General features: G+C 70.7%; 19 protein-coding genes. 7 read left to right on the forward strand and 12 right to left on the reverse strand.

The annotated features are described in order from the left end of the window. Positions 1-181: 181 nt before the first annotated feature. Both V5F75_RS06020 and msrB read right to left on the reverse strand, forming a co-directional pair. The gene (locus V5F75_RS06020; RefSeq protein ID WP_394033554.1) at positions 182-2,305 is read right to left on the reverse strand and encodes a S9 family peptidase; all 2,124 of its coding nucleotides are present in this window, start codon (positions 2,303-2,305) and stop codon (positions 182-184) included. Further along, a complete protein-coding gene (gene msrB, locus V5F75_RS06025) occupies positions 2,292-2,777 on the reverse strand; it encodes a peptide-methionine (R)-S-oxide reductase MsrB (protein ID WP_394033555.1) in 486 nt (161 codons plus the stop codon). The genes V5F75_RS06020 and msrB overlap by 14 nt, the downstream gene beginning before the upstream one ends. Positions 2,778-3,106: 329 nt before the next feature. Here msrB and V5F75_RS06030 point away from each other — a divergent pair, with 329 nt between their 5' ends. After that, positions 3,107-3,520: a Ros/MucR family transcriptional regulator gene (locus tag V5F75_RS06030; RefSeq protein ID WP_394033556.1), complete on the forward strand. Its 414-nt coding sequence runs from the start codon at positions 3,107-3,109 to the stop codon at positions 3,518-3,520. Positions 3,521-3,744: 224 nt separating this feature from the next. Here V5F75_RS06030 and ubiB read toward each other — a convergent pair whose 3' ends face one another. The 5 genes from ubiB to V5F75_RS06055 all read right to left on the reverse strand — a co-directional run bounded on the left by ubiB (position 3,745) and on the right by V5F75_RS06055 (position 10,986). Continuing rightward, on the reverse strand, positions 3,745-5,313 hold the full coding sequence (gene ubiB, locus V5F75_RS06035) for a 2-polyprenylphenol 6-hydroxylase (protein ID WP_394033557.1): 1,569 nt from the start codon (positions 5,311-5,313) through the stop codon (positions 3,745-3,747). A gap of 28 nt (positions 5,314-5,341) precedes the next feature. Then, positions 5,342-6,142 (reverse strand): bifunctional demethylmenaquinone methyltransferase/2-methoxy-6-polyprenyl-1,4-benzoquinol methylase UbiE, encoded by an 801-nt coding sequence (gene ubiE / locus V5F75_RS06040; protein WP_394033558.1) that lies wholly within the window; start codon positions 6,140-6,142, stop codon positions 5,342-5,344. A gap of 213 nt (positions 6,143-6,355) precedes the next feature. After that, complete coding sequence (locus V5F75_RS06045) at positions 6,356-6,553, reverse strand: hypothetical protein (RefSeq protein WP_394033559.1); 198 nt, start codon at positions 6,551-6,553, stop codon at positions 6,356-6,358. 211 nt (positions 6,554-6,764) lie between these two features. Continuing rightward, entirely contained in the window at positions 6,765-10,313 is a 3,549-nt protein-coding gene (locus V5F75_RS06050; protein ID WP_394033560.1) for a hybrid sensor histidine kinase/response regulator, read from the reverse strand. Between the two features lie 112 nt (positions 10,314-10,425). Then, on the reverse strand, positions 10,426-10,986 hold the full coding sequence (locus tag V5F75_RS06055) for a universal stress protein (RefSeq protein WP_394033561.1): 561 nt from the start codon (positions 10,984-10,986) through the stop codon (positions 10,426-10,428). A gap of 254 nt (positions 10,987-11,240) precedes the next feature. Between V5F75_RS06055 and V5F75_RS06060 the strand changes: the two genes are divergently transcribed. Then, positions 11,241-11,645, forward strand: a complete 405-nt coding sequence (locus tag V5F75_RS06060; RefSeq protein WP_509212171.1) for a heme-binding protein — start codon at positions 11,241-11,243, stop codon at positions 11,643-11,645. 23 nt (positions 11,646-11,668) lie between these two features. Here the strand turns inward: V5F75_RS06060 and V5F75_RS06065 are convergent, their stop codons facing one another. Beyond that, positions 11,669-12,259, reverse strand: a complete 591-nt coding sequence (locus tag V5F75_RS06065) for a malonic semialdehyde reductase (protein ID WP_394033563.1) — start codon at positions 12,257-12,259, stop codon at positions 11,669-11,671. A gap of 236 nt (positions 12,260-12,495) precedes the next feature. On the opposite strand from V5F75_RS06065, the gene V5F75_RS06070 reads away from it, so the two are divergent. Further along, positions 12,496-13,719: a pyridoxal phosphate-dependent aminotransferase gene (locus tag V5F75_RS06070; protein WP_394033564.1), complete on the forward strand. Its 1,224-nt coding sequence runs from the start codon at positions 12,496-12,498 to the stop codon at positions 13,717-13,719. Beyond that, complete coding sequence (locus V5F75_RS06075) at positions 13,716-14,792, forward strand: AbrB family protein (protein WP_394033565.1); 1,077 nt, start codon at positions 13,716-13,718, stop codon at positions 14,790-14,792. Before V5F75_RS06070 ends, V5F75_RS06075 begins: the two co-directional genes overlap by 4 nt. Here the strand turns inward: V5F75_RS06075 and V5F75_RS06080 are convergent. Together V5F75_RS06080 and V5F75_RS06085 are read right to left on the reverse strand one after the other, a co-directional pair. After that, a complete protein-coding gene (locus tag V5F75_RS06080) occupies positions 14,780-15,535 on the reverse strand; it encodes a M48 family metallopeptidase (RefSeq protein WP_394033566.1) in 756 nt (251 codons plus the stop codon). The genes V5F75_RS06075 and V5F75_RS06080 overlap by 13 nt on opposite strands. Positions 15,536-15,608: 73 nt before the next feature. Further along, a complete protein-coding gene (locus V5F75_RS06085; protein ID WP_394033657.1) occupies positions 15,609-17,057 on the reverse strand; it encodes a polyhydroxyalkanoate depolymerase in 1,449 nt (482 codons plus the stop codon). A 221-nt stretch (positions 17,058-17,278) separates the two neighbouring features. On the opposite strand from V5F75_RS06085, the gene V5F75_RS06090 reads away from it, so the two are divergent. Both V5F75_RS06090 and V5F75_RS06095 read left to right on the forward strand, forming a co-directional pair. Then, a complete protein-coding gene (locus tag V5F75_RS06090; protein ID WP_394033567.1) occupies positions 17,279-18,646 on the forward strand; it encodes an ActS/PrrB/RegB family redox-sensitive histidine kinase in 1,368 nt (455 codons plus the stop codon). Between the two features lie 91 nt (positions 18,647-18,737). Beyond that, positions 18,738-19,292: an ActR/PrrA/RegA family redox response regulator transcription factor gene (locus tag V5F75_RS06095; protein WP_393987858.1), complete on the forward strand. Its 555-nt coding sequence runs from the start codon at positions 18,738-18,740 to the stop codon at positions 19,290-19,292. A gap of 16 nt (positions 19,293-19,308) precedes the next feature. Here the strand turns inward: V5F75_RS06095 and V5F75_RS06100 are convergent, their stop codons facing one another. Then, positions 19,309-19,782 carry an MmcB family DNA repair protein gene (locus V5F75_RS06100; RefSeq protein ID WP_394033568.1) on the reverse strand — a complete coding sequence of 158 codons (474 nt, stop codon included), beginning with the start codon at positions 19,780-19,782 and terminating at the stop codon, positions 19,309-19,311. Then, positions 19,782-20,672 (reverse strand): YihY/virulence factor BrkB family protein, encoded by an 891-nt coding sequence (locus V5F75_RS06105; RefSeq protein ID WP_394033569.1) that lies wholly within the window; start codon positions 20,670-20,672, stop codon positions 19,782-19,784. The genes V5F75_RS06100 and V5F75_RS06105 overlap by 1 nt, the downstream gene beginning before the upstream one ends. A 203-nt stretch (positions 20,673-20,875) precedes the next feature. Between V5F75_RS06105 and V5F75_RS06110 the strand changes: the two genes are divergently transcribed. Then, positions 20,876-21,961, forward strand: a complete 1,086-nt coding sequence (locus V5F75_RS06110; RefSeq protein ID WP_394033570.1) for an FUSC family protein — start codon at positions 20,876-20,878, stop codon at positions 21,959-21,961. The last annotated feature ends 9 nt before the right edge of the window (positions 21,962-21,970 follow it).

Here is a 21,970-nt window from a genome sequence, read left to right on the forward strand (position 1 = left end):
GGGGGCTCACGCGCGGGCTTCTCTCAGGCGCCGCGCGGGCTGGACCAAGGAAAAGGCCCGTGGGTGAACCCCACGGGCCTTTGGTTTGGAATGGTCCGGCATGGGCGCGCGCTCTCCCGCGCGGGGGCGGGAGGGCGATGGCAGGCTGCCGGCGGCGCCCCCAGCGGAGCGCCGGCCGGCGTCAGGCGGGCTCGGGCGCGCGCGCCGGGACGAGGGCGCCCACGGTCCTGAGGGCGAAGGCGTAGGAGAGGGCCACCTCGTCCAGCCGGTCGAACCGGCCGGAGGCGCCGCCGTGCCCCGCTTCCATGTTGGTGCGCAGCAGGAGCGGCGCCCCCGAGGTGTTCGCCGCCCGCAGCCGCGCCACCCATTTCGCCGGCTCCCAATAGGTCACCCGCGGGTCGGTGAGGCCGGCGAGGGCGAAGATGGCCGGGTAGGCGGCCGGGCGCACGTTGTCCACCGGCGAATAGCCGAGGATGCGGGTGAAGGCGTCCGGATCGGTGATGGGGTTGCCCCATTCGGGCCATTCCGGCGGGGTGAGGGGCAAGGTGTCGTCCAGCATGGTGGCCAGCACGTCCACGAACGGCACCTCGGCCACGATGCCGGCGAACAGGTCCGGCCGCATGTTCGCCACCGCGCCCATGAGCATGCCGCCTGCCGAGCCGCCGTGGGCGACGATGCGCGCCGGGCTGGTGAAGCGCTCGCGCGCCAGGTGCTCGGCCGCCGCGATGAAATCGGTGAAAGTGTGGGTCTTGTGGGTGAGCTTGCCCTGCGCATACCAGCGCCAGCCCTTGTCGGTGCCGCCGCGCACATGGGCGATGGCATAGACGAAGCCCCGGTCCACCAGGGAGAGGCGGCTGGTGGAGAAACCGGCGGGAATGGTGATGCCGTAGGCGCCGTAGCCGTAGAGCAGCAGCGGCGCCGAGCCGTCGAGGGGCGTGCCCCTGCGGTAGAGGAGCGAGACCGGCACGCTCTCGCCGTCCGGCGCCGGGGCGAAGATGCGGCGGGTGACGTAATCCTCCGGATCGTGGCCCGAGGGCACCTCCTGGCGCTTCAGCAGCGCCCGCGCGCGGCTGGCCATGTCGTAGGACCACACCTCCGACGGCGTGGTCATGGAGGCGTAGGTGAAGCGCACCTCGGTGGTGTCGAAGGGGAAGCCGGGGGACAGGCCGAGGGCGTAGGCCTCCTCCGCGAAGGCCACCGCGTGCTCGTCGCCGGTCGTGAGGTCGCGCACCACGATGCGCGGCAGCCCGCCTTCCCGCTCCAGCCGCGCCATGTGGCCGGAGAAGACGGTGTGGCTCAGGATCATGCGGCCGGGGCCATGGGCCACGAGATCGCGCCAGTTGGCGCGCGCGGGCGCCGCCACAGGGGCGGTGACGATCTTGAAATCCTCCGCCCCGTCCGCGTTCGTGAGCATCACGAGCACGTTCTCGCCGCGCAGGGCGGGGTGGTGCTCCACCTCGTAGCGCACGCCGGTGGCGCGGGCGGCCACCAGCCGCGGCGCGGCGGCGGGGTCGGCGAGGTCCAGCAGGTGGACCTCGGAGGTCTGGTGGTCGCCGCAGGAGATGAGGCCGAAGGCGCGCGACTGGGTCTCGCCCAGGGAGACGAAGAAGCCCTTGTCCGGCTCCTCGTAGATCAGCGCGTCCGCTTCCGGCGCGGTGCCGAGGACATGGCGGTAGACCTTGGAGGGCCGGTGCTCGGCGTCGCGGCGGATGTAATAGAGCGCAGCGCCGTCGGCGCTCCACAGCAGGTCGCCGGTGGTCTCGGCGATCACGTCCGGCAGGTCGGCGCCGGTTTCGAGGTCGCGGATGCGGATGCCGTAGAGTTCCGAGCCCTGCTCGTCGGCGGCGAAGGCGAGGCGGCGGTGGTCCGCGCTGTGGCGCCAGTGGCCGAGATGGAAATAGGCCTTGCCCTCGGCCTCCCGGTCGCCGTCGAGGATGATCTCCTCGGCACCGCCGGGCAGGGCCATGCGGCAGGCGAGGGGCTGCTGGCCTCCCTCCCGGTGGCGGCTGTAATAGGCGAAGGCGCCGTCCGGGCTGGGGACGGTGGAATCGTCCTCCTTGATCCGCCCGCGCATCTCCGCGACCAGCGTGCGGCGCAACCCGGCCAGAGGCTCGAAATAGGCGTCCGCATAGGCGTTCTCGGCTTCGAGATAGGCGCGGATGTCGGCATCGAGCACGCCCGGGTCGCGCATCACCTCGCGCCAGTTTTCCGCCCGGAGCCAGGCATAATCGTCGGTGAGGGTAACGCCGTGGATGGTGCGGGAGGAGGGGCGCGGCGCGGCGCGCGGGGGCTCAGGCGCCGCCATGGAGCTGCCCTTCCCCGCCGTTCTCGTCCTTCTCCAGCGAAAGCGCGGTTCCGTTCATGCAGAAGCGCAGGCCCGTGGGCGCCGGCCCATCGGGAAACACATGGCCGAGATGGCTGTCGCAGCGCGCGCAGCGCACCTCGATGCGGCGCATGCCGTGTGAGGTATCCTCATGCGTCACCACGGCGTCGGGCGACACCGGGGAGAAGAAGCTGGGCCAGCCGGTGCCGGAATCATACTTGGCCTCGGAGCGGAACAGCGCCGCGCCGCAGGCCACGCAGCGGTAGAGGCCGGTGCGCTTCTCGTCCCAGTAGGGACCGGTGAAGGCGCGCTCGGTGCCGTGCTCGCGCGCGACGCGAAACTGCTCCGGAGTGAGGCAGGAGCGCCATTCCGTCTCGCTCTTGACGACTTTCGCCGACGCGTCCCCACCGGGGGCGTCGGGCCTGGGAATCTGGTTGGAAAGGGTGTTGGGCATGGGAACCCCGCTATGTCTGCCACAGAGGTAGGCATCGCCCGCCCCGGTGACAAGGCGTGTGCCGGCCCACACGCGGAACGGGCGACGGCGCATGCGGGGAACGCTTGGCGGCAACCAAGCCGAAAGCAAGTCGAGAACGGAAGTACATGACGCTCTCGGAGTTTCTACTTGCATTTGCGTGGGCACCAACTTAATACCTGAACAATGCTGCAAGCATGCAGCCGGTGCGGCACGCGTCTCCAGGCGCGGCACGGCCGGCCGCCGCAGGCATTCGCCCTGCGATGCTCAGCGTGGATTGCGGTTCCCGTCGCAGACAAGAAGAAAGTCCCATGACCGAAGAAATGGATGAAAACTCCTTCGTCGCCCTCGCGGCAGACATCGTCTCGGCTTATGTGAGCAACAACTCGGTCGCGGCAACGGAACTGCCGATGCTCATCAATGAGGTTCACGCCGCGCTGCAGCGCATTGCCAAGGGCGAGAGCGAGCCGGTGGCCGAGCTGCTCAAGCCGGCGGTTCCGGTGAAGAAGTCGGTGGCGCCCGATTACATCGTCTGCCTTGAGGACGGAAAGAAGTTCAAGTCGCTGAAGCGCCATCTGCGCACGCAGTACAACATGACCCCCGAGCAGTACCGCGAGAAGTGGGGCCTGCCGGCCGACTATCCGATGGTGGCGCCCAGCTACGCCGCCGCGCGCTCGGAGCTCGCCAAGCAGATGGGCCTCGGCCAGCAGCGCCGCGGGCGCTGAGGCGGGCTTCGCCGGAGGGTCTGCCCGGCGGGCGGTTTTCGAGCCGTGACGCCGCGCGGACTGCCTCGATCGAGCCGGGCGCCGCTTCACTCGAGGCGCCCGTCGTTCTACGCCTTTCTGAAGAGTAATGAGGGAAGGGGGATGCGCGGGATCGCGATCACGCCCCCTCTCCTGTCAGCCAGTCCCGCCCGCTCCGTTCGATGAAGGGGGCGGGCGGTTTCGCCTTATCGCAACCACAGCCCCAGCAAGGCGAGCGCGATCACCCACAGGGCGGCACTGCCCCAGAAGGCGCGCCGCGCCTCGGCGCGGCCGATGCCCTCCAGCGAGGCGGGCGAGAGGTGGATACCGTCCCGCGTCGCCTCGTCGAGCTGTTCCACCACCCGCGCGGTGCGGGTAAGCAGCGCCGGCACCGTGGCCGCGAAGTGCCCCACCTCGCCGAGGCCCATGCCCGCCCGCTCGATCTGGCCCGCCGGGCCGAGATTGCGGGCGATCCACTCCTCCACCACCGGCGCCGCGGTGCTCCACATGTCGAGCTGCGGGTCGAGGGAGCGGGCGACGCCCTCCACCACCACCATGGTCTTCTGCAGCAGCAGCAGCTCAGGCCGCGTCTGCATGTCGAACAGGGCGGTCACCTCCAGCAGCAGGGCCAGCAGGCGCGCCATGGAGATCTGGTCGGCGCGGCGGGAGTGGATGGGCTCGCCGATGGCGCGGATGGCGAGGGCGAAATCATCAACCGAATGATGGAAGGGCACATAGCCGGCTTCGAAGTGCACCTCCGCCGTGCGGCGCCAGTTGCGGGTGATGAAGCCGTAGAGGATCTCCGCCAGGAAGCGCCGTTCCTTCACGCCCAGGCGGCCCATGATGCCACAATCCACCACCACCAGGCGGCCCTGCGCGTCCACGAACAGGTTGCCGGGGTGCATGTCGGCGTGGAAGAAGCCGTCGCGCATGGCCTGCCGCAGGAAGGACTGCATGACGATGCGGGCGATCTCCTTGAGATCGTGCCCCGCCGCCACCAACGCTTCCTTGTCGGAGAGCTTGATGCCGTCGATCCATTCGGTTGTGAGAACCTCGCGGCCGGAGCGGTTCCAGTCCACCTGGGGCACGTGGAGGTCGTGGTCCTCGCGGGTGTTCTCCGCGAGCTCGGCATAGGCGGCGGCCTCCAGGCGCAGGTCCATCTCCATGGCCACCGAGCGGGCCATGGTCTCCACCACCGACGTCAGCCTGAGGCGCCGGGCTTCGGGGAAGGTGTTCTCGGCGAAATCCGCGAGCCGGCGGAAGCTCGCCATGTCGGAGGAAAAGCGCCGGCTCACGCCCGGCCGCAGCACTTTCACCGCCACGTCGCGGCGGGTGCCGTCGGGGTCCACCGCCTCGGCCTTGTGCACCTCGGCGATGGAGGCGGCCGCCACCGGCGGGCCGAACACCGCGAACACCTCGCGCACCGGCCGCTCGAAGGTGTCGGCGACGATCTCCTCCGCCACCTTCTGGCCGAAGGCGGGCATGCGGTCCTGCAGCACCTCCAGGTCGCGGGCGACGGTGGGCCCCACCACGTCCGGCCGGGTGGCGAGGAACTGGCCGAGCTTCACATAGGAAGGCCCGAGCCGCGACAAAGCGGCGGAAAAGCGCGCGGAGCGGCTGCCGGCGTCGCGCCGCGCGATGAGCCGCGCCAGCCGCAGCGCCGGCCGCGCGAGCGGGGGCGCCGCCGCCGGCGACACCAGGGAGAGCACGCCCTCGCGCGCGAGCACGTAGCCGGCACGCGCGAGGCGTGCCGCATCGGCGAGAAGGAAGATCACGTCGGGCCCCTTTCAGCGGCGACGGCCATCAGATGCGGAAGCCCCAGTGCAGCGCCACCACGCCGCCGGTCATGCGCATGAAGTCCACGCGCTTGAAGCCGGCGTCGCGCATCATCTGCGCGAACGCCTCGGCATGGGGGAAGCGGCGGATGGATTCGACGAGGTACTGGTAGGGCTCGGCGTCGCCCGCCACGCGCTTGCCGATCGCGGGGATGACCTTGAAGGAATAGGTCTCGTAGATCTTGTCGAGCCCCGGCACGTCCACCTTGGAGAATTCGAGCACGAAGGCCCGTCCGCCCGGCTTCAGCACCCGCCGCATCTCCTTCAGCGCCATGGGGATGCGCGGCACGTTGCGGATGCCGAAGGCGATGGTGACCGCGTCGAAGGAGCGGTCGGCGAAGGGCAGCTCCTCCGCATTGGCTTCCTGGAAGTCCACCCGGTCGGAGAGGCCGCGCTTCTGCGCGCGCTCGCGGCCCACGGCCAGCATGTCGGTGTTGATGTCGGCCACCGTCACGCGCGTGCCCCGGCCGCCGGCCTCGGCCACGCGGAAGGCCACGTCGCCGGTGCCGCCGGCGAGGTCGAGCAGGTGGAACGGGCGCTCCCCCGGCGGCGGGCGCAGCTTAGAGACCAGCGCGTCCTTCCACACCCGGTGCATGCCGGCGGACATCAGGTCGTTCATGATGTCGTAGCGCCGCGCCACCTTGTGGAACACGTCGTCCACCAGGGCCTGCTTCTCGGTGAGGGGCACGGTGCGGTAGCCGAAATGGGTGTCCGCGCCTCCGGCGGAAGCGTTGGGCGACGGGTTCGGCTGAAAGATGGGGTCCGTCATGACGGGTCGGCACCACGCGCGCTGTTCGAGATGGTGCGGGACCTTAACGGATGACGCGGCGCGATGCCATGCGGCGGCGGAAAGGGGCGGTGCGCCCGAACGTCTCTTGCGGAAAACTGCGCCCCGCGCCTCGGGGCCGGCGGCGGGTTCTCGTCCCCGCCATGGCCGGCGCGCCTCGTCGGCGCGCCGTCGCCAGGATGCAGAAAGAAGGAATCAGCGGGCCGAGCGGTCCGGCTTGCCGAGGCCGGAGACGTCGAACTCCAGGCCCTCGCGGCTGTAGCGGGGTTCCGCCTTCCTGCCCGAAAGGGCGTTGTGGAACGTGAGGCCCGCGATCTTCAGCCCGCGCCGCTCCTTGCGTGCCGCGATCTCCTTCCGCATGGGGAAGACAGGAACGTTGATCGTGATCGTCATAGCCGCTCTCCAATTGTATTCGTCAGTACAAAACGGAGGAAATGTCACGTGCGTTTACACTTCCGTAACATTCCCATGCCGTGAGGGCGTGCTTCATCTGGCACGCGCTTATAACGCCGTCCGAACGGGGCGTTTATTTGACCTTCATGGGGATGAAGCGGGGCGTAATCGAGGACGCGTGAGCGGCGCCTGCGGGCGTGGTTAACGCTTCCTAAACAGCGGCGGTGCGCTGGAGCCGCCACTGGGCCAGCATGGCGCGCAGGGATGCCGGCTTCAAAGGCTTGTTCAGAATGACCATTTCGGCCGCGCACGCGGCTTCGCGCACGGCCTGACTGCGATCGGCGGTAATCAGTGCCGCCGGGAGCTTCCCCAATTTCCACCGCAGGGCCATCACCGCGTCGATGCCGAGCCCGCCGTCCAGGTGGTAGTCGACAAGGGCGATGTCGGGCGCGGTTCCGGCCTCGCGCACCGCCTCCATGGCGGCGCCGGCGTCGGTGGCGGTGATGACCGTGCAGCCCCAGCCGGTGAGCAGCAGCCTCATGCCCTCGATGATGGCGGGCTCATTGTCGATGACGAGGATGGTGAGCCCGTCCAGCGGCGCGCCGGGCCGGGCGGGGCGGGGCGTCGCCTGCGCGGTCTCGGGAATGGGCACCGCCACCGGCAGCTCGAGGCTGAACACCGAGCCTTTCTCCGGCTGCGAGCGCAGCATGATGGGATGATCGAGCACGCGCGCGATGCGCTCGACGATGGAGAGCCCGAGCCCCAGCCCGCGTGCCACCCGCGCCCCCTGGTCGAGGCGCTGGAACTCCTGGAACACCGCCTTCTGCTGCGCGGAGGGAATGCCGATGCCGGTGTCCCACACCTCCACCCGCACGCGCCCGCCGTGGCGCCGGCAGCCCACCAGCACGCGGCCGCGCGGGGTGTATTTGATGGCGTTGGAGATGAGGTTCTGCAGCAGGCGCCGCAGCAGCCGCCGGTCCGAGCGCACGGTGAGCGCGCTCGGCACCACGGTCAGCTTCAGGGCCTTCTCCCGCGCCAGCGGCGCGAACTCGATCTCGAGCTGGCGCAGCAGCTCGCCGATGCGCAGCGGATGGGGCTCCGGCTTCAGGGCCCCGCTGTCGAGGCGCGACATGTCGAGCAGGGCGCCGAGAATCTCCTCCACCGCCTCCAGCGAGGCATCCACATTGCCGGCGAGGCGCTGCTCCTCCGGCCCCCGCGCGCGCTCCACCAGGCTGGTCACGTAGAGACGCGCGGCATTGAGCGGCTGGAGGATGTCGTGGCTGGCGGCGGCGAGGAAGCGGGTCTTGGAGATGTTGGCCTCCTCCGCCTCGGCCCTGGCCTTCTCCAGGGCGCCGTTGAGGCACACCAGCTCCTCGGTGCGCTCGCGCACGCGACGCTCCAAGCTCTCGTTGGCGCGCTCCAGGGCCTGGGCCGCCTCCACCGAGGCGGTGATGTCGGTGAAGGTGACGGCGATGCCGCCGTCGGGCATGGAATCGGAGCGGGTCTCGATCGCCTGCCCGTTCTGGTCGAGCCGCTCGGAGAAGCCGGGGGCGGGGCGGGCGTAGCGCTCCACCCGCCCGGCGAGGCTCTCGGGCCGTCCGGCCGGGCGCGGGGCGCTCGCGAGGATGTCGTGCAGCGGCGCGCCCACGGTGTAGCAGTCGGCCGGCAGCTCCAGCATCTCTCCGAAGCTGCGGTTCCAGCACACCAGCTTCAGCTCGCGGTCGAACACCGCGATGCCCTGGTGCACGTGGTCGATGGCGCTCTGCAGCAGCTCGCGATTGTACTGGATGGCGGCGGAGGCATCGTCGAGCAGCTTCAGGGCCGCCTTGGCGGAGGCGGTGCGCTTGCGCAGCAGCAGCGAGAGCACCATGCGCGAGGAAGCCGCGCCCACCGCCGCGGCCAGCAGGTGCTCGGCGTGGCGCACGGTGGAGGCGTCCGCCTCGCGGTGGGGGTCGAGATCGACACCGTTGAGGCGGGCGTAGGCGGCGAAGGCGACCCGGGTCCGCTCGCGGCCGAGATAGCGCTCCACGGTGGCGATCACCTCGCCCACCGTCACCGCCGAGCGCCAGCGCAGGAAGGCCGGCCGGTGCGGCGGCTGGTCCGGGCTGCGGGCCACGAACAGCTCCGCCTGCACCTCCTCGATCTGGCTCGGGCGGGTGAGGAAGGAGACGATGACCAGCACCAGCGTGTTGATGGCGAGGCTCCAGGCCACCCCGTGCGCCAGCGGCCCGGCGGTGAGGCCGAGCAGGGCGGTGGGCTTCAGCAGGCCGATGCCGAAGGGTCCGTGGTCCAGCAGGCTCTGGGCGACGAGGCCCGCCTCCACCATGCTCGGCAGCATCAGGGTGTAGGCCCAGATGAGGGTGCCGGCGAGGATGCCGGCGATGGCGCCCTTGGTGGTGGCGCGCCGCCAGGTGAGGCCGGCGGCGAAGGCCGGGCCCACCTGCGCCACCGCCGCGAACGAGAGCAGGCCGATCTGCGCCAGCTGCACCTCGCCGATGATGCGGTAATAGAGATAGGCGAGCAGCAGGATGAGGAAGATGGCTACCCGCCGCACCAGCAGCAGCGCGCCGGCCATGTCGTTGGGCTCGTCGTTGGGCTCACCGGCGTGGCGGGCGGCGGTCCGGTCCGGCGCGTTCTCCGCCTCCCTGGCGCGACGGCGCAACAGCAGCGGCATCACGAGGTCGTTGGAGATCATGATGGCGAGGGCCACGCTCTCCACGATCACCATGGCGGTGGCCGCCGAGAGGCCGCCCACGAAGGCGAGCAAGGCGAGCCCGTCCGCCCCCGCCGCCAGCGGCACCGCGAGCACGTACATGTCGCTGTCCACCACCTCGCGGGGGAACAGCGTCATGCCCGCCAGCGCCAGCGGCACCACGAACAGGTTGATGAGCACGAGGTAGAGCGGGAACAGCCAGCGCGCGCGGCGGATCTCCTCCTCGCCCTTGTTCTCCACCACCGCCACGTGGAACTGGCGCGGCAGCAGCATGAAGGCGCCGCCGGAGAGGATGGTCATGGTGATCCAGTTCTCCAGCGAGAAGCCGCGCGTGAAGGGCGCGGCCACCCCCGCGTCGTGCGCCGCCCGCCACAGGTGCGCGGGGCCGGAGAAGATGAAGAAGGTGACGAGGATGCCCACCGCCAGGAACGCCGCGAGCTTCACGATGCTCTCGGTGGCGATGGCGAGCATCAGCCCGTCCTGGTGCTCGGTGGCGTCGGTGTGGCGGGTGCCGAACAGCACCGCGAAGGCGGCCATGGCGCAGGCGACGAACAGGGCGAGGTCGCCGGCCAGCGTGCCCTGGGCCGCCTGCCCGGCGAAATAGCCGAGCACCGCCAGCAGCGAGGCCGAAACTGCCTTCAATTGCAGGGAGATGTAGGGGATGGAGCCGGCCAGCGCCACCAGCGCCACCAGCGCCGCGATGCCCTGGCTCTTGCCGTAGCGCGCGGCGATGAAGTCGGCGATGGAGGTGATGTTGTTGGCCTTGGCGAGGCGCACCACGCGCAGGAAGGCGGGCGCCGCCACCGTCATCAGGATGATGGGGCCGAGATAGATGGTGAGGAAGTCGAACCCCTGGGTGGTGGCGAGGCCCACCGAGCCGAAGAAGGTCCAGGAGGTGCAGTAGACCGCGAGGGAGAGCGAGTAGATGAGCGGTCGTGGCGCGCGGCGCCGCGCGCTCGGGCGCAGCCGGTCGCCGAAGCTCGCCACGGCGAACAGGAGGCCGATGTAGGCCAGCGCGGCGAAGATGACGACCGAAGCCTGAAGCATGTCCCCCGTCCGGCGGCGGGGCTGGTGAGGACCCCGGCGCCCGTTCTTGTCTTTGCGGCAAGCTCACCACCGGGCGTGGGGCTTGTCCAGTCGGGAGAAATCCGGGTGGCGCTCAGGCGAGGGCGTCGATCTCCGCGTCGGTGAGGGCGCCGGGCACGATGGTGATGGGCACCGGGAAGTGGCCGGAGTGGAAGCCCACCAGCGCGCTCACCAGCGGGCCGGGGCCCTCCTTGCTCACGCCCGCCGCCAGCACCAGGATGGCGATGTCCTCGTCCTCCGCGATGGTGGCCATCACGGCATCGGCCTTCGAGCCCTCGCGGATCACGGTCTCGGCGTCCACGCCGGCCACCTGCCGGGCGCGGGCGGCGAATTTGTCGAGCCGGGCGCTCATGTCGTCCGTGGCCTCGGCGCGCATGAGGTCGGCGATGCCGAGCCACTGCTGGTTCACGCCTTCGAGCTCCATCACGCCCAGCAGCAGCAGGGCGCCGCCGGTACCCGCCGCGCGGCGGCTCGCGTAATAGACGGCGCGGTCGCACTCGGGGGTGTCGTCCACCACCACCAGGAACTTGCGGCGATGGCCCGGCTCCCGGCTGCGGCGGGGCGAGGCGGGCGCCTTGGGGCCGCCCGCGCGCGAAGCGGCGGTGCGGGGGTCGGTGGGGGGCGGGTTCGTCATGGCAGCCTCGGCCGCCCCGCGCGGGGACGATTCGACGGGAGCCTCCATGGTGCCATGACGCGGCCGGCGCCGGTGAAAAATGTGGCGCGTCGCGGCCTGCGGCTTCGCCGGTGCCGCATTCAACGGCGCGGCGAATTGCTTTACACACGGAGCACAGGAAAAGGCCCGGCCGTGCGCCGCGCCGGCCCCACCCTCAAGGAGAGAGCCCCGTGACCGCCAGCGCCGAAGACCTGTCCCTCGAAGCCGCCCAGGCCATGCTGGCCGCTGCCCTCGCCCACGCGCGGTCGCAGAACCTGAACCCCCTGGCGGTGTGCGTGATCGACGCGCGCGGCGTGCTCAAGGCGTTCGCGGCGCAGGACGGTACCAGCCTGAAGCGCGGCGAGATCGCGCGCGGCAAGGCCGATGGCGCCCTGGCCCTCGGCATGGGCTCTCGCGCGCTGTTCCGCCGGGCGCAGGACCAGCCCTTCTTCATCAGCGCCGCCGCCGCCGCCATCGGCGGCTCGCTGGTGCCGGTGCCGGGCGGCGTGCTGGTGCGCAATGCCGCCGGCCGCGTGGTGGGCGCGGTCGGCGTATCGGGCGATACCTCGGACAATGACGAGGCGGCCGCCATGGCTGGCATCGCGGCGGCCGGCTTCACCGCGGACCCGGGCGCGGACTGACCCCGCCCGCGCCGCCGGAAGGTTCAGAGGATCTGGGCGGCGTCCTCGAATGCCATGCGCGGCAGGCGGTCGAACAGCTTTGCGTGGTCGCCGTGGCCCAGGGCGGCGATGAAGTTGGTCTTCACCGTGCCTTCGGGGAAGAACTCCGCATCCACCTTGGCGGCGTCGAAGCCCGACATGGGGCCGACATCCAGGCCCAGCGCCCGCGCGGCGATGATGAGATAGGCGCCCTGCAGCGCGGAATTGCGGAAGGCGTGGGGCTCCACCATGGCCGGGGTGTTCACGAACATGTCGCGCACGCCGGGATTGTGGGGGAACAGCTCCGGAATCCGGTCGAAGAACTTCAGGTCGTAGCCGATCAGCACGATGACGGGGGCGGCGAGCGCCTTGTGGTTGCCGGGGGAGAGGGCAGGCTTCAGCCGCTCCTTGGCTTCCGGCGAGCGCAGGAACACGAACCGCGCCGGCTGGGTGTTGAGTGAGGTGGGGCCGAACTTCACGATGTCGTAGAGCGCGCGCAGCTCCGCGTCGGTCACCGGCTGGTCGGTCCAGCCGTTGTGGGAGCGGGCGCCGAGGAACAATTGGTCGAGGACGGCCGGGTCGATCTTCTGGGTCATGGGAGGCTCCAAGGCGCGATGCCTGGGGAAGGTTTCAAGGGGGGGCAGAACGGGGCGGGCACCGGCGATCTAGGAACCCGGCGGCGCGGGAACAACGGTTCCATTTGCAATATCGCATTGCGCCCGTGCAAACGGATCAGCACCGCTGATGCCGGCGTCACCTGAATTGATGGGCGGCGGCGCCCGGCCCGCACTATGGTCCGCCGCGCCGCATCCACCTTTTTGAGATGAGTCGCATGTCTTCGTCCTGCGTCACCCCCGCCGCCGCGGACCCCTTCCTCGAGCGCGTGCGCGCGCCCATCCGCGCCCTGCCCGAGAGCGGCATCGTCGAGGTGATGAACTACGGCCGCGCGCGCGCCGGCATGATCCCCCTGTGGGCGGGGGAGGGCGACGTGCCGACCCCGGCCTTCATCTGCGAGGCGGCGGCGGCCGCGCTCCACGCCGGCGAGACCTTCTACACCTGGCAGCGCGGCCTGCCGGAGCTGCGCGCCGCCATCGCCCGCTACATGACGCGCGTCTACGGCGTGCCGGAGGACCCCGAGCGCTATTTCGTCACGGGCTCCGGCATGCAGGCCATCCTGGTGGCCTTTTCCATGGTCCTCGGCGCGGGCGACGAGATTCTCCTGCCTTCGCCCATCTGGCCCAATGCCGCCGCCGGGGCGCAGAAGCTCGGGGCGGTGCCGGTGCATGTGCCGCTGGCCTACGGCCCCGAGGGCTTCTCCCTCGACATGGCGCGGCTGGAGGCGGCGGTGACGGCGCGCACTCGCGCCATCTTCCTCAACACGCCGGCCAACCCCTCCGGCTTCGTCGCCACCCGCGCGGAGCTCGATGCGGTGCTGAACTTTGCCCGCAGCCGGGGCCTCTGGATCATCGCCGACGAGATCTACGGCCGCTTCTACTATGGCGAGGGGAGCCGGGCGCCGTCCTTCCACGATGTGATGGGGCCCGACGACCCCATCCTGTTCGTGCAGACCTTCTCCAAGAACTGGGCCATGACAGGGTGGCGCATCGGCTGGATCGAGGCGGACCCGCGCCTCGGCCAGGTGGTGGAGAACCTCATCCAGTATTCCACCTCCGGCGTCGCCGCCTTCATGCAGCGCGGCGCGGTGGCGGCGCTGGAGCTGGGCGAGCCCTTCGTCGCCGAGCAGATCGCCCGCGCCCGCCAGGGGCGCGACATCGTCGCCGATGCGCTGCTCGCCACCGGCAAGGTGGACCTCGTGAAGCCGCAGGGCGCCTTCTACCTGTTCTTCGGCATCGAGGGGCACCGCGACGTGCGGCGGCTGGGCCTCACCCTGGTGGACGAGGCCAATGTGGGCATCGCGCCCGGAACCGCCTTCGGCCCCGGCGGCGAGGGCTTCATGCGCCTGTGCTTCGCCCGCAGCGGGGTCCAGCTCGAGGAGGCGGCCCGCCGCCTCGCCGGGTGGATCGAGGCCGGCGCCGGCGGGCGCGGCCCGGCATGAGGGGGCCCTCTGCGGCGGCCCTGCGGACGGCGGGCGCGGCGGCGCTGACCCTCGGCGCCGGCACCCTCGGCGGGCTCGCCTTCTCTACCCTGGGCCTGCCGGCGGCCTGGATATCGGGTGCCCTGGTCTTCACCATTGCGCTCGCGGTGGCGGGCGTGCCGGTGGTGGTGCCGGAATGGGCACGTTTCCTCGCCTATACGGTCCTGGGCTGTTCCATGGGCACGGTGCTGACGCCCGAGATGCTGGCGCGTGCCGGCTCCTGGCCGGTGAGCATGGCGTGCCTGGGGGCCAGCGTGCTCGGCACCATGGCCGGCGGCGCCTTCTTCCTGACGCGGGTGGGCGGCTGGTCGCTGGAAACGGCCTTCTACGCTTCCGCGCCCGGCGCCTTCTCCACCGTGCTCGCCATGGCCGAGGAAACACGGGCGGACCTGCGCCAGGTCGCCTTCGCCCAGACCCTGCGGCTGTTCCTGCTGGTGGCCGCGCTGCCCAACGTGCTGGGCGCCACCGGCCTCGCGGGCGGGGGGCTGGCGCCCCAGCTCCATGCCTCGGCGCCGCTGGAGGTGGCGGGGCTGCTTATCTTCTGCGCGCTGGCGGGGCTTGCCGCGGCGGCGCTGCGGGTGCCGGGCGGGCTCATCCTCGGTGCGCTCGCGGGCAGCGCGGGGCTGCACCTGTCCGGCTGGTCCGACGCGGTGGTGCCGCCGGCGCTGCTGCTGCCGGCCTTCGTGGTGCTGGGGGCGGGCGTGGGCGCGCGCTTCCTCGGCACCAGCCTTTCGGCCATCCGCTCCTATTTCTGGGTGTCGCTCGGGGCGTTCCTGGTGGCGCTCGCGGTGGCGACGGTGTTCGCCGTGCTGGCGGCGGCGCTCACGGGGGACGACCTGGGCAAGCTGCTCACCGCATTCTCGCCCGGCGCGCTGGAGGCGATGACGGCGCTGGGCTTCGCCATGGGCTATGACCCGGCCTTCATGAGCGCGCACCATCTGTTCCGCTTCGCCGGCCTTTCGGTGGCGCTGCCGGTGGCCGCGCACCTGCTGTTCCGTATCGAGGAGGCCGGGAAGGACGATCAGGCGCCGTAGCGGTGGAGATTGGCGCCGTTGACGCGCAGCCAGCCCTCGGCCTCGCGGCGGGCGGGGAACAGGCGTTCCACCACCTGCCAGAAGCGCGGCCCGTGGTTCAGCTCCAGCCGGTGCGCCACCTCGTGGGCGGCGAGATAGTCGAGCACCGACGGCGGCGCCATGATGAGCCGCCAGGAGAAGGAGAGGTCGCCCCTCGCGGAGCAGGAGCCCCAGCGGCTGGAGGTGTCGCGCAGGGTGATGCGGCCCACCTCCACCCCCGCCGCCGCCGCGTGGCGGCGCACCGCGGCGGTGATGTCGCCCCGCGCCTCGCGCTTCAGGTGGTCGGTGATCCGCCGCGCGACGTGCGGCGTCTCGCCCGCCACGCAGAGTGCCGGGCCGCCGAGCGGATCGGTGCCCACCCACACGGTGCCGCGCGCATCGGGCAGGTGGATGATGCGGTGCGGCTCCCCGCGCACGGGCACCAGGGCGCCGGGCTCGAAGCCAACCACGTCCGGCAGGCGGCCGAGGCGGATGCGGATCCATTCGCGGTGGCGCCGCACGAAGTCCCCCGCGGCGGCGAGCGAGACATGGGGCGGGGCGGTGACGGTCACGTCACGGGTGGCGGAACGCACGCGCAGGGTGATGCGGCGCGCCTGCGGGTGCCTGCGCACGGCGACGCACAGCGCCTCGCCGTCGAGCTCCAGCTCGACGGCTTCACAGCGCTTTGGCGGCGCCTTCAGGTCCGGACGACGAAACAGCGGCATGAGGGCACCGTGAACGAGGAGCCTGATGACGATTGATCGTCATCATCTCCAGAATTGGCGCCCCCGACCAGTGCTAAGGTGCAGCATTCCGTGGATAAAGTGAAGTGACCTTTGCCGAGAGCGCGAACACATCCGGTTCTTCCGCGCCGTCCACAGGCTGTGCTGCACCTGCGAACGGTGTATCGGGCTCCACATTTCCGGCCGCGCCGCGCGGATATTCCTGGTTCAGGATGAAATCGGCGATGCGCGGGGCGATCTCGGAGCGGAATCGCGAGCCGTTGAACACGCCGTAATGGCCGACTCCCGGCTGCTCCCAGTGGGCGCGCTTGTCCTCCGGGATGCGCGGGCACAATTTGTGCGCGGCCTTGGTCTGGCCGATGCCGGAGATGTCGTCCTTCTCGCCCTCCACGGTCATCAGCGCCACGCGGTGGATGGCGTCGGGCTTCACCACCTCGTCGTGGTGGAGGATCTCGCCGCGGGGCAGGGCATGGGTGACGAAGACGTTCTCCACCGTCTCGAGATAGAATTCGGCGGTCAGGTCCATCACCGCGAGGTATTCGTCATAGAAGTCGCGGTGCTTCTCGGCCGAATCGCCGTCGCCCTTCACGAGATGCGTGAACAGGTCCCAATGGGCCTGGAGGTGGCGGTCGAGGTTCATGCTCATGAAGCCGTTGAGCTGCAGGAAGCCGGGGTAGACTTCCCGCATGGCGCCCGGATGGGGCCACGGCACGGCGGTGATGACATTGCGGCGGAACCACTCCACGCCGCGGTCCTTGGCGAGGGCGTTCACCGCGGTGGGCGCCTCGCGGGTGTCGATGGGGCCGCCCATCAGGATCATGGACTTGGGAACGTAGGGGTCGTCCTGCGCCTCCATGCGGGCCACGGCCATCATCACCGGCACGGCGGGCTGGCACACGGCCATCACGTGGCAGTCGCCGCCCAGGCGGTGGAAGACGGAGATGAGGTAGTCCACATAGTCGGACAGGCCGAACCGCCCTTCCGCGAGGGGCACGAGCTTGGCGTCCACCCAGTCGGTCACGTAGACGTCGTGGGAGGGCAGCATGGCCTCCACCGTGCCGCGCAGCAGGGTGGCGTAATGGCCGGAAACCGGCGCCACCACCAGCAGCTTCGGCTGGGGCCGGGCCGGGGGATGCTCGAACGCCCGCTCGAAATGCAAGAGGTTGCAGAAGGGGCGGTGCCAGATGGTGTTGACGTGCACCGGCACGCGCTGGCCGTCGGCCATGGTCTCGGTGATGCCCCAGCCGGGCTTGCCGTAGCGCCGCGTGGTGCGCTCGAACAGCTCGCACGCCGCGGCCATGGACTTGCCGAGGGTGGTGTGGGACACCGGATTGATGGGATTCTTCAGAAACAGGCGGCTGGCGTCGGCCACGGCGCGGGACGGGTTGAGGGCAGCGTGCCCCATCTCGTAGAGCCAGTAGAGCGGCGTCGAAAAGCCCATGTCCACGCCGATCTCGCCTTGAGCCGGACGGCGGGCCGAACCTGCAAAATCCCCGATCGCCATGTTGCCGATCGCCATGTGCGTTCCTCGCTTATTGTGCGGCATCGCTTTATTTTGCGTTTCCCGCTTTATTCTAGAATCCGAGGGTGTGCCCTCTTCCCGATGTGGTCAATGCCGACAAAAGATAAAGTCGGACCTCGTAACGAAGTATGGCCAAGATGTCACATTGTCGCGCATTGCGACACAAGTGGTGCTCCCGGAACCTTGCTCGGACCTGACGATCCATGATTCCCGCTTTCGCTCCACCGCTGCACGGGCGCTCCTTCGGGCTCCGGCTGGACACGCTCATCCGCCTGCGCTGGCTGGCGGTGACGGGGCAGATCGCCGCCTTGGTGGTGGTCCATGTGCTGCTCGGCTTTCCGCTGCCGCTCGTCTCCTGCTTCGCCGTCGTGGCGCTCTCGGCCGCGGTCAACGTCGTGCTGCGCATCAAGTATCCGGTGGCGCGGCGGCTGAGCGACGCGGCGGCGGGGCCGCTGCTCGCCTACGACCTGCTGCAGCTCACCGCGCTGCTCTATCTCACCGGCGGGCTCAAGAACCCGTTCGTGCTGCTCTATCTCGCCCCGGTGATGATCTCCGCGACCGCGCTCGCCTGGAGCACGACGGTGCTGCTGGGCATCCTGGCGGCGGCGTGCGCGGGGGCTGTGGGGCTGTGGGCCCGGCCCCTGCCGTGGGCGGGGGAGGCGCTGCCGGTGCTGCCCGACCTCTACCTCGCCGGCATCTGGGTGTCGCTGACGGTGGCGCTCGGCTTCATCGGCCTTCATGCGTGGCGGGTGGCGGAGGAAGCGCGCGAGCTCGCCGACGCCCTGGCCGCCACCGAGCTGGTGCTGGCGCGCGAGCAGCATCTCTCCGCCATCGACGGCCTCGCCGCGGCGGCGGCGCACGAGCTCGGCACCCCGCTTTCCACCATCGCGCTGGTGGTGAAGGAGATGCAGCGCGCCATGCCGGCGGGCGCGCCCTATGCGGAGGACGTGGCCCTGCTGCGCGACCAGGTGGCGCGCTGCCGCGACATCCTGCAGACCCTCACCTCGCTGCGCTCCGGCGACGCGCCATTCGATCGCATGCCGGTGCGGGTGCTGCTGGAGGAGGTGGCCGAGCCGCATCGCAATTTCGGCATCGCCATCGTCATCAACGCGCCGGGGCGGCCCGACGACCCCGTCATCGACCGCAACCCCGGCCTGCTCTACGGCCTCGGCAATCTGGTGGAGAACGCGGTGGACTTCGCCCGCGCGCGCGTGGACATCGCCGCCGAATGGACCCCCACGAGCCTCGTCATGGTGGTGGAGGACGACGGCCCCGGCTTCTCGCCGGAGGTCAGCGCCCGCATCGGCCAGCCCTACGTGACCTCCCGCGCCCGCGAGCGGCAGGAGGAGCGCCAGGAGGCGGACGAGGAGAGCGGGCTCGGGCTCGGCTTCTTCATCGCCAAGACGCTCCTGGAGCGCACCGGCGCCACCCTCACCTTCGAGAATCGCCCGCCGCCGGCCACCGGTGCCTCGATACGGATCACTTGGCCCCGGCGCGCGTTGGCCGTAGAAATGGAAGAAGCAGCGACAAAGGGACGCGGAACGGACTATTCTGCCTCCGAAGGCGCGTAAAAGCGGACACGGAAACGCCCCGTTCCACCACGCCATGGTTTTGATGTGACGGCGCAGGCCCCGGCGCCCCGGATGTCGAGGACACATAACGATGAATGAAACGACGCCGCTCGAAGTGGGAGAAGACCGCACGGTCCTGATCGTCGATGACGATCGCTCCTTCCTGCAGCGCCTTGCGCGGGCCATGGAGGCGCGCGGCTTCCAGGTCGCGACCGCCGAGACCGTGGCCGACGGCCTCACCCGGGTCGAAGAGGCGGCGCCCGCCTTCGCCGTGGTGGACATGCGGCTCGGCGACGGCAGCGGCCTCGACGTGATCTCCGCCCTCAAGAAGCATCGCCCCGGCGCCCGCGCCATCGTGCTCACCGGCTACGGCAACATCGCCACCGCCGTGACGGCGGTGAAGCTCGGCGCGGTGGATTATCTCGCCAAGCCCGCCGACGCCGACGACGTGGTGGCCGCGCTCATCGCCTCTGGCGACCACAAACCCCATCCGCCGGAGAACCCCATGTCGGCCGACCGGGTGCGGTGGGAGCACATCCAGCGCGTCTATGAATTGTGCGGGCGCAACGTATCCGAGACCGCGCGCCGCCTTTCCATGCACCGGCGCACGCTCCAGCGCATCCTGGCGAAGCGCGCGCCCCGCTGAGGCGGCGGCGCGCCGTTCAGAGGTCGAGGCGCAGGAGGTCCGGGTCGTGCAGGGCCGCGAGGCGGTTGGCGGCGGTGCGGGCGAGGCGAAGGGTCAGCGCCTTGCGGGTCGCCGCCGGCAGCGCATGGCGCGGGGCCTCCCGCAGCAGCTCCGCGCCGAAGGCGTCGGCCACCAGCAGCCCGGTCTCGTCGGGCAGGATGTCCACGGGAAAGTCGAGCGGTACCGCGAACAGCAGCCGGTCGCAGAAGGCGCGGTATTCCGGCCATTTGCCGTCGGTGCGGAAATCCTGCACCGAGGACTTGATCTCGATGATGGCGATCTCGCCCTTCCCGTCGAGGGCGAGGATGTCCGCCCGCCGGCCGGAGGCGAGGGAAAACTCGGTGATGCCCACGATGCCGCGGGCCGCGAGATGGCGCAGCACGCCGCGCTGCACGGCCCGCGCCGTGGGCGATTGCCGCCCGTCCTCCTTCGGCAGGGGCGCCGGCTCCATCAGGTCTGCGCCCCCTCGGACAGCCGCTCGCGCGTGAGGCGCTCGTCCTCCTTGGGCAGGCGCGCGGCATAGTCGCGCGAGATGGCGGCGTTCAGCTCGCCCCCGAACACGAAGATGGACGCGGTGAGGTACAGAAACACGAGCGCGATCATCACCGAGGCGAGGCCGGCATAGGTGGTGACGTAGTTGGCCGGGAACTCGGCGAGGTACATGCCGAAGGCCGATGCCGCCACCAGCCACAGCACCAGCGTCACCAGGATGCCCGGCGCCACCTCCGCCAGGCTGCGCCGGCCCGCCGGCAGCCACAGGTGCGCCACCACCAGCGCCACCACCAGGATGATGGAGGTGGCGGCGAAACGCGCCAGCGTCACGATGTGGGAGAAGGGCTTCAACGCCGGCAGCCGCGCCACCGCCGTCTGCCACAGCAGCGGCCCGAGCACCACCAGGAACGAGAGCGCGAGGATGGCGAAGGCCGCCAGCAGCACGTAGCCGATGGATTCGAGCCGCAGCCAGTACCATGCGCGCTCCTCCTTCACCCCATAGGCGCGGTTGAGGCCGATGCGCAGGCTCTCGATGCCGTTGGAGGAGAAGTAGATGGCGAGCAGCACGCCATAGGTGAGCACATCGGTGCGCACCTGGTTCACCACATTGTAGATCTCGCGCGAGATGGGATCGGCCACCTGCTTGGGCCAGCTTTCCAGCAGCAGGGGGATGGTTTCCGCCGCCAGCGGGCGCAGGTCGAGGAAGCCGGCGAGGGCGGTGACGAAGATCAGGAACGGGAACAGCGACATCAGCGCCGACAGCGCGATGTGGCTGGAGATGGCCCAGCCGTCGTCGGTGCTGAAGGTCCATACCGAGTCGAGGACGATACGGATGATGCGTCGCAGCATGAGGGGCCCCGTTGACGAGCGAGAAATCGGGCTTTCGCCGCCAAATGGCAAGGCGTGAGTGCCCGGGGCCGGAAAGGCGCCGCGCGGGGCCCCTTGAGTTTGGGCGCGGATTCGCCGATCAGCGTGGCCACGGGCCGCGCGGCGGCCTGCCCGCTCCGGTGCCGCGCGGCGCCGCCCCAGCTCTCCGCGGAGTGCCCGACGTCATGTCCCTGCTCCAGCGCCTCGGCGAGGTCTTCGCTCCCAGCCACTACAAGCTCGGCCTGAAGGCTGCGGTGGCGGCGCTCGTCTCCTACGGGCTCGCCTATGGGCTCAAGCTGCCGAACGGCTACTGGGCCGTGCTCACCGCCATCCTGGTGGTGCAGTCCACCATCGGGGCGAGCCTCTCGGTGGCGGTGGACCGCACGCTCGGCACGGTGGTGGGCGGGGTCGCCGGGGTGGCCGCCGCGACGCTGGCGGGGCCCTCCACGGTGCTCACCTTCGTGGCGCTGGGCGGCGCGGTGATCCTCACCAGCACGCTCGCGGCGAAGCACTCCAGCTTCAAGCTCGCGCCGGTGACGGCGGTGATCGTGCTGCTGTCGGACCCGAGCCATGTCGATCCCTGGATCTCCGGCCTGCACCGGGTGCTGGAGATCGGGATCGGCGGCGTGGTGGGGGTGCTGTGCGCGCTGCTGGTGCTGCCGGCGCGGGCGGTGTTCTTCCTGTTTCCCCATTGCGCCACGGCGGTGCGGCTGTGCGCCGCCTTGCTGGCGCTGGGCCGTGACGGGCTGCTGGGACGCGGCCTGGATGCGGCCCGCATGGACGCGCTCAACGCCAGCGCCCGCAAGGCGCTGCGCGCCGCCGACGCGCGCATCGCCGAGGCCCGCGCCGAGCGGGCGCTGTCCGGTCATCGCGATCCGACGGAGGTGGTGCGAGCCTGCCGCCGGCTGTGGCACTCCGTCATCATCCTGCTGCGCGGCACCGATACCGCGTTGGCCGAGCGGCTCGTGAAGCTGCTGGGGCCGGGGCTCGACGCCGCGGTCGCCGGCCTCTGCACCTACATGGAAGCGGCGGCGCGCCACCTCGACGGCGAGGCCGGCGTGGACCTTTCCACCCCCGCCGAGGCGGCCCGCGCGGCGGTGGTGGCGCTCGACGGCGAGGTGGAGCGGCTCAACGCCGCCGGCACCTTCGACGATGCCACGGGCGCGGACCTGCGGGCCGTGTTCGCCGCCATTTCCGCCTGCGGCCACATGATGGAGAACCTCGACGAACTGGTGGGCCGGCTCGCCGAGATGGACGGCACCGCCGACTGACGGCATCGC

Source organism: Xanthobacter albus (assembly GCF_043194895.2).
GTDB lineage: Bacteria > Pseudomonadota > Alphaproteobacteria > Rhizobiales > Xanthobacteraceae > Xanthobacter.

Excerpts from the sequence above, each read along its gene's own strand:
- V5F75_RS06055 (WP_394033561.1), bottom strand. The coding sequence starts at position 10,986 with ATGACGAACCCGCCCCCCACCGACCCCCGCACCGCCGCTTCGCGCGCG.
- V5F75_RS06065 (WP_394033563.1), bottom strand. The coding sequence starts at position 12,259 with ATGACCCAGAAGATCGACCCGGCCGTCCTCGACCAATTGTTCCTCGGC.
- V5F75_RS06095 (WP_393987858.1), top strand. The coding sequence starts at position 18,738 with ATGAATGAAACGACGCCGCTCGAAGTGGGAGAAGACCGCACGGTCCTG.
- V5F75_RS06070 (WP_394033564.1), top strand. The coding sequence starts at position 12,496 with ATGTCTTCGTCCTGCGTCACCCCCGCCGCCGCGGACCCCTTCCTCGAG.
- V5F75_RS06105 (WP_394033569.1), bottom strand. The coding sequence starts at position 20,672 with ATGCTGCGACGCATCATCCGTATCGTCCTCGACTCGGTATGGACCTTC.
- V5F75_RS06030 (WP_394033556.1), top strand. The coding sequence starts at position 3,107 with ATGACCGAAGAAATGGATGAAAACTCCTTCGTCGCCCTCGCGGCAGAC.
- V5F75_RS06110 (WP_394033570.1), top strand. The coding sequence starts at position 20,876 with ATGTCCCTGCTCCAGCGCCTCGGCGAGGTCTTCGCTCCCAGCCACTAC.
- V5F75_RS06080 (WP_394033566.1), bottom strand. The coding sequence starts at position 15,535 with ATGCCGCTGTTTCGTCGTCCGGACCTGAAGGCGCCGCCAAAGCGCTGT.
- V5F75_RS06090 (WP_394033567.1), top strand. The coding sequence starts at position 17,279 with ATGATTCCCGCTTTCGCTCCACCGCTGCACGGGCGCTCCTTCGGGCTC.
- V5F75_RS06075 (WP_394033565.1), top strand. The coding sequence starts at position 13,716 with ATGAGGGGGCCCTCTGCGGCGGCCCTGCGGACGGCGGGCGCGGCGGCG.
- V5F75_RS06045 (WP_394033559.1), bottom strand. The coding sequence starts at position 6,553 with ATGACGATCACGATCAACGTTCCTGTCTTCCCCATGCGGAAGGAGATC.
- msrB (WP_394033555.1), bottom strand. The coding sequence starts at position 2,777 with ATGCCCAACACCCTTTCCAACCAGATTCCCAGGCCCGACGCCCCCGGT.
- V5F75_RS06020 (WP_394033554.1), bottom strand. The coding sequence starts at position 2,305 with ATGGCGGCGCCTGAGCCCCCGCGCGCCGCGCCGCGCCCCTCCTCCCGC.
- V5F75_RS06060 (WP_509212171.1), top strand. The coding sequence starts at position 11,241 with ATGCTGGCCGCTGCCCTCGCCCACGCGCGGTCGCAGAACCTGAACCCC.
- V5F75_RS06050 (WP_394033560.1), bottom strand. The coding sequence starts at position 10,313 with ATGCTTCAGGCTTCGGTCGTCATCTTCGCCGCGCTGGCCTACATCGGC.
- V5F75_RS06085 (WP_394033657.1), bottom strand. The coding sequence starts at position 17,057 with ATGGCGATCGGGGATTTTGCAGGTTCGGCCCGCCGTCCGGCTCAAGGC.
- ubiE (WP_394033558.1), bottom strand. The coding sequence starts at position 6,142 with ATGACGGACCCCATCTTTCAGCCGAACCCGTCGCCCAACGCTTCCGCC.
- V5F75_RS06100 (WP_394033568.1), bottom strand. The coding sequence starts at position 19,782 with ATGGAGCCGGCGCCCCTGCCGAAGGAGGACGGGCGGCAATCGCCCACG.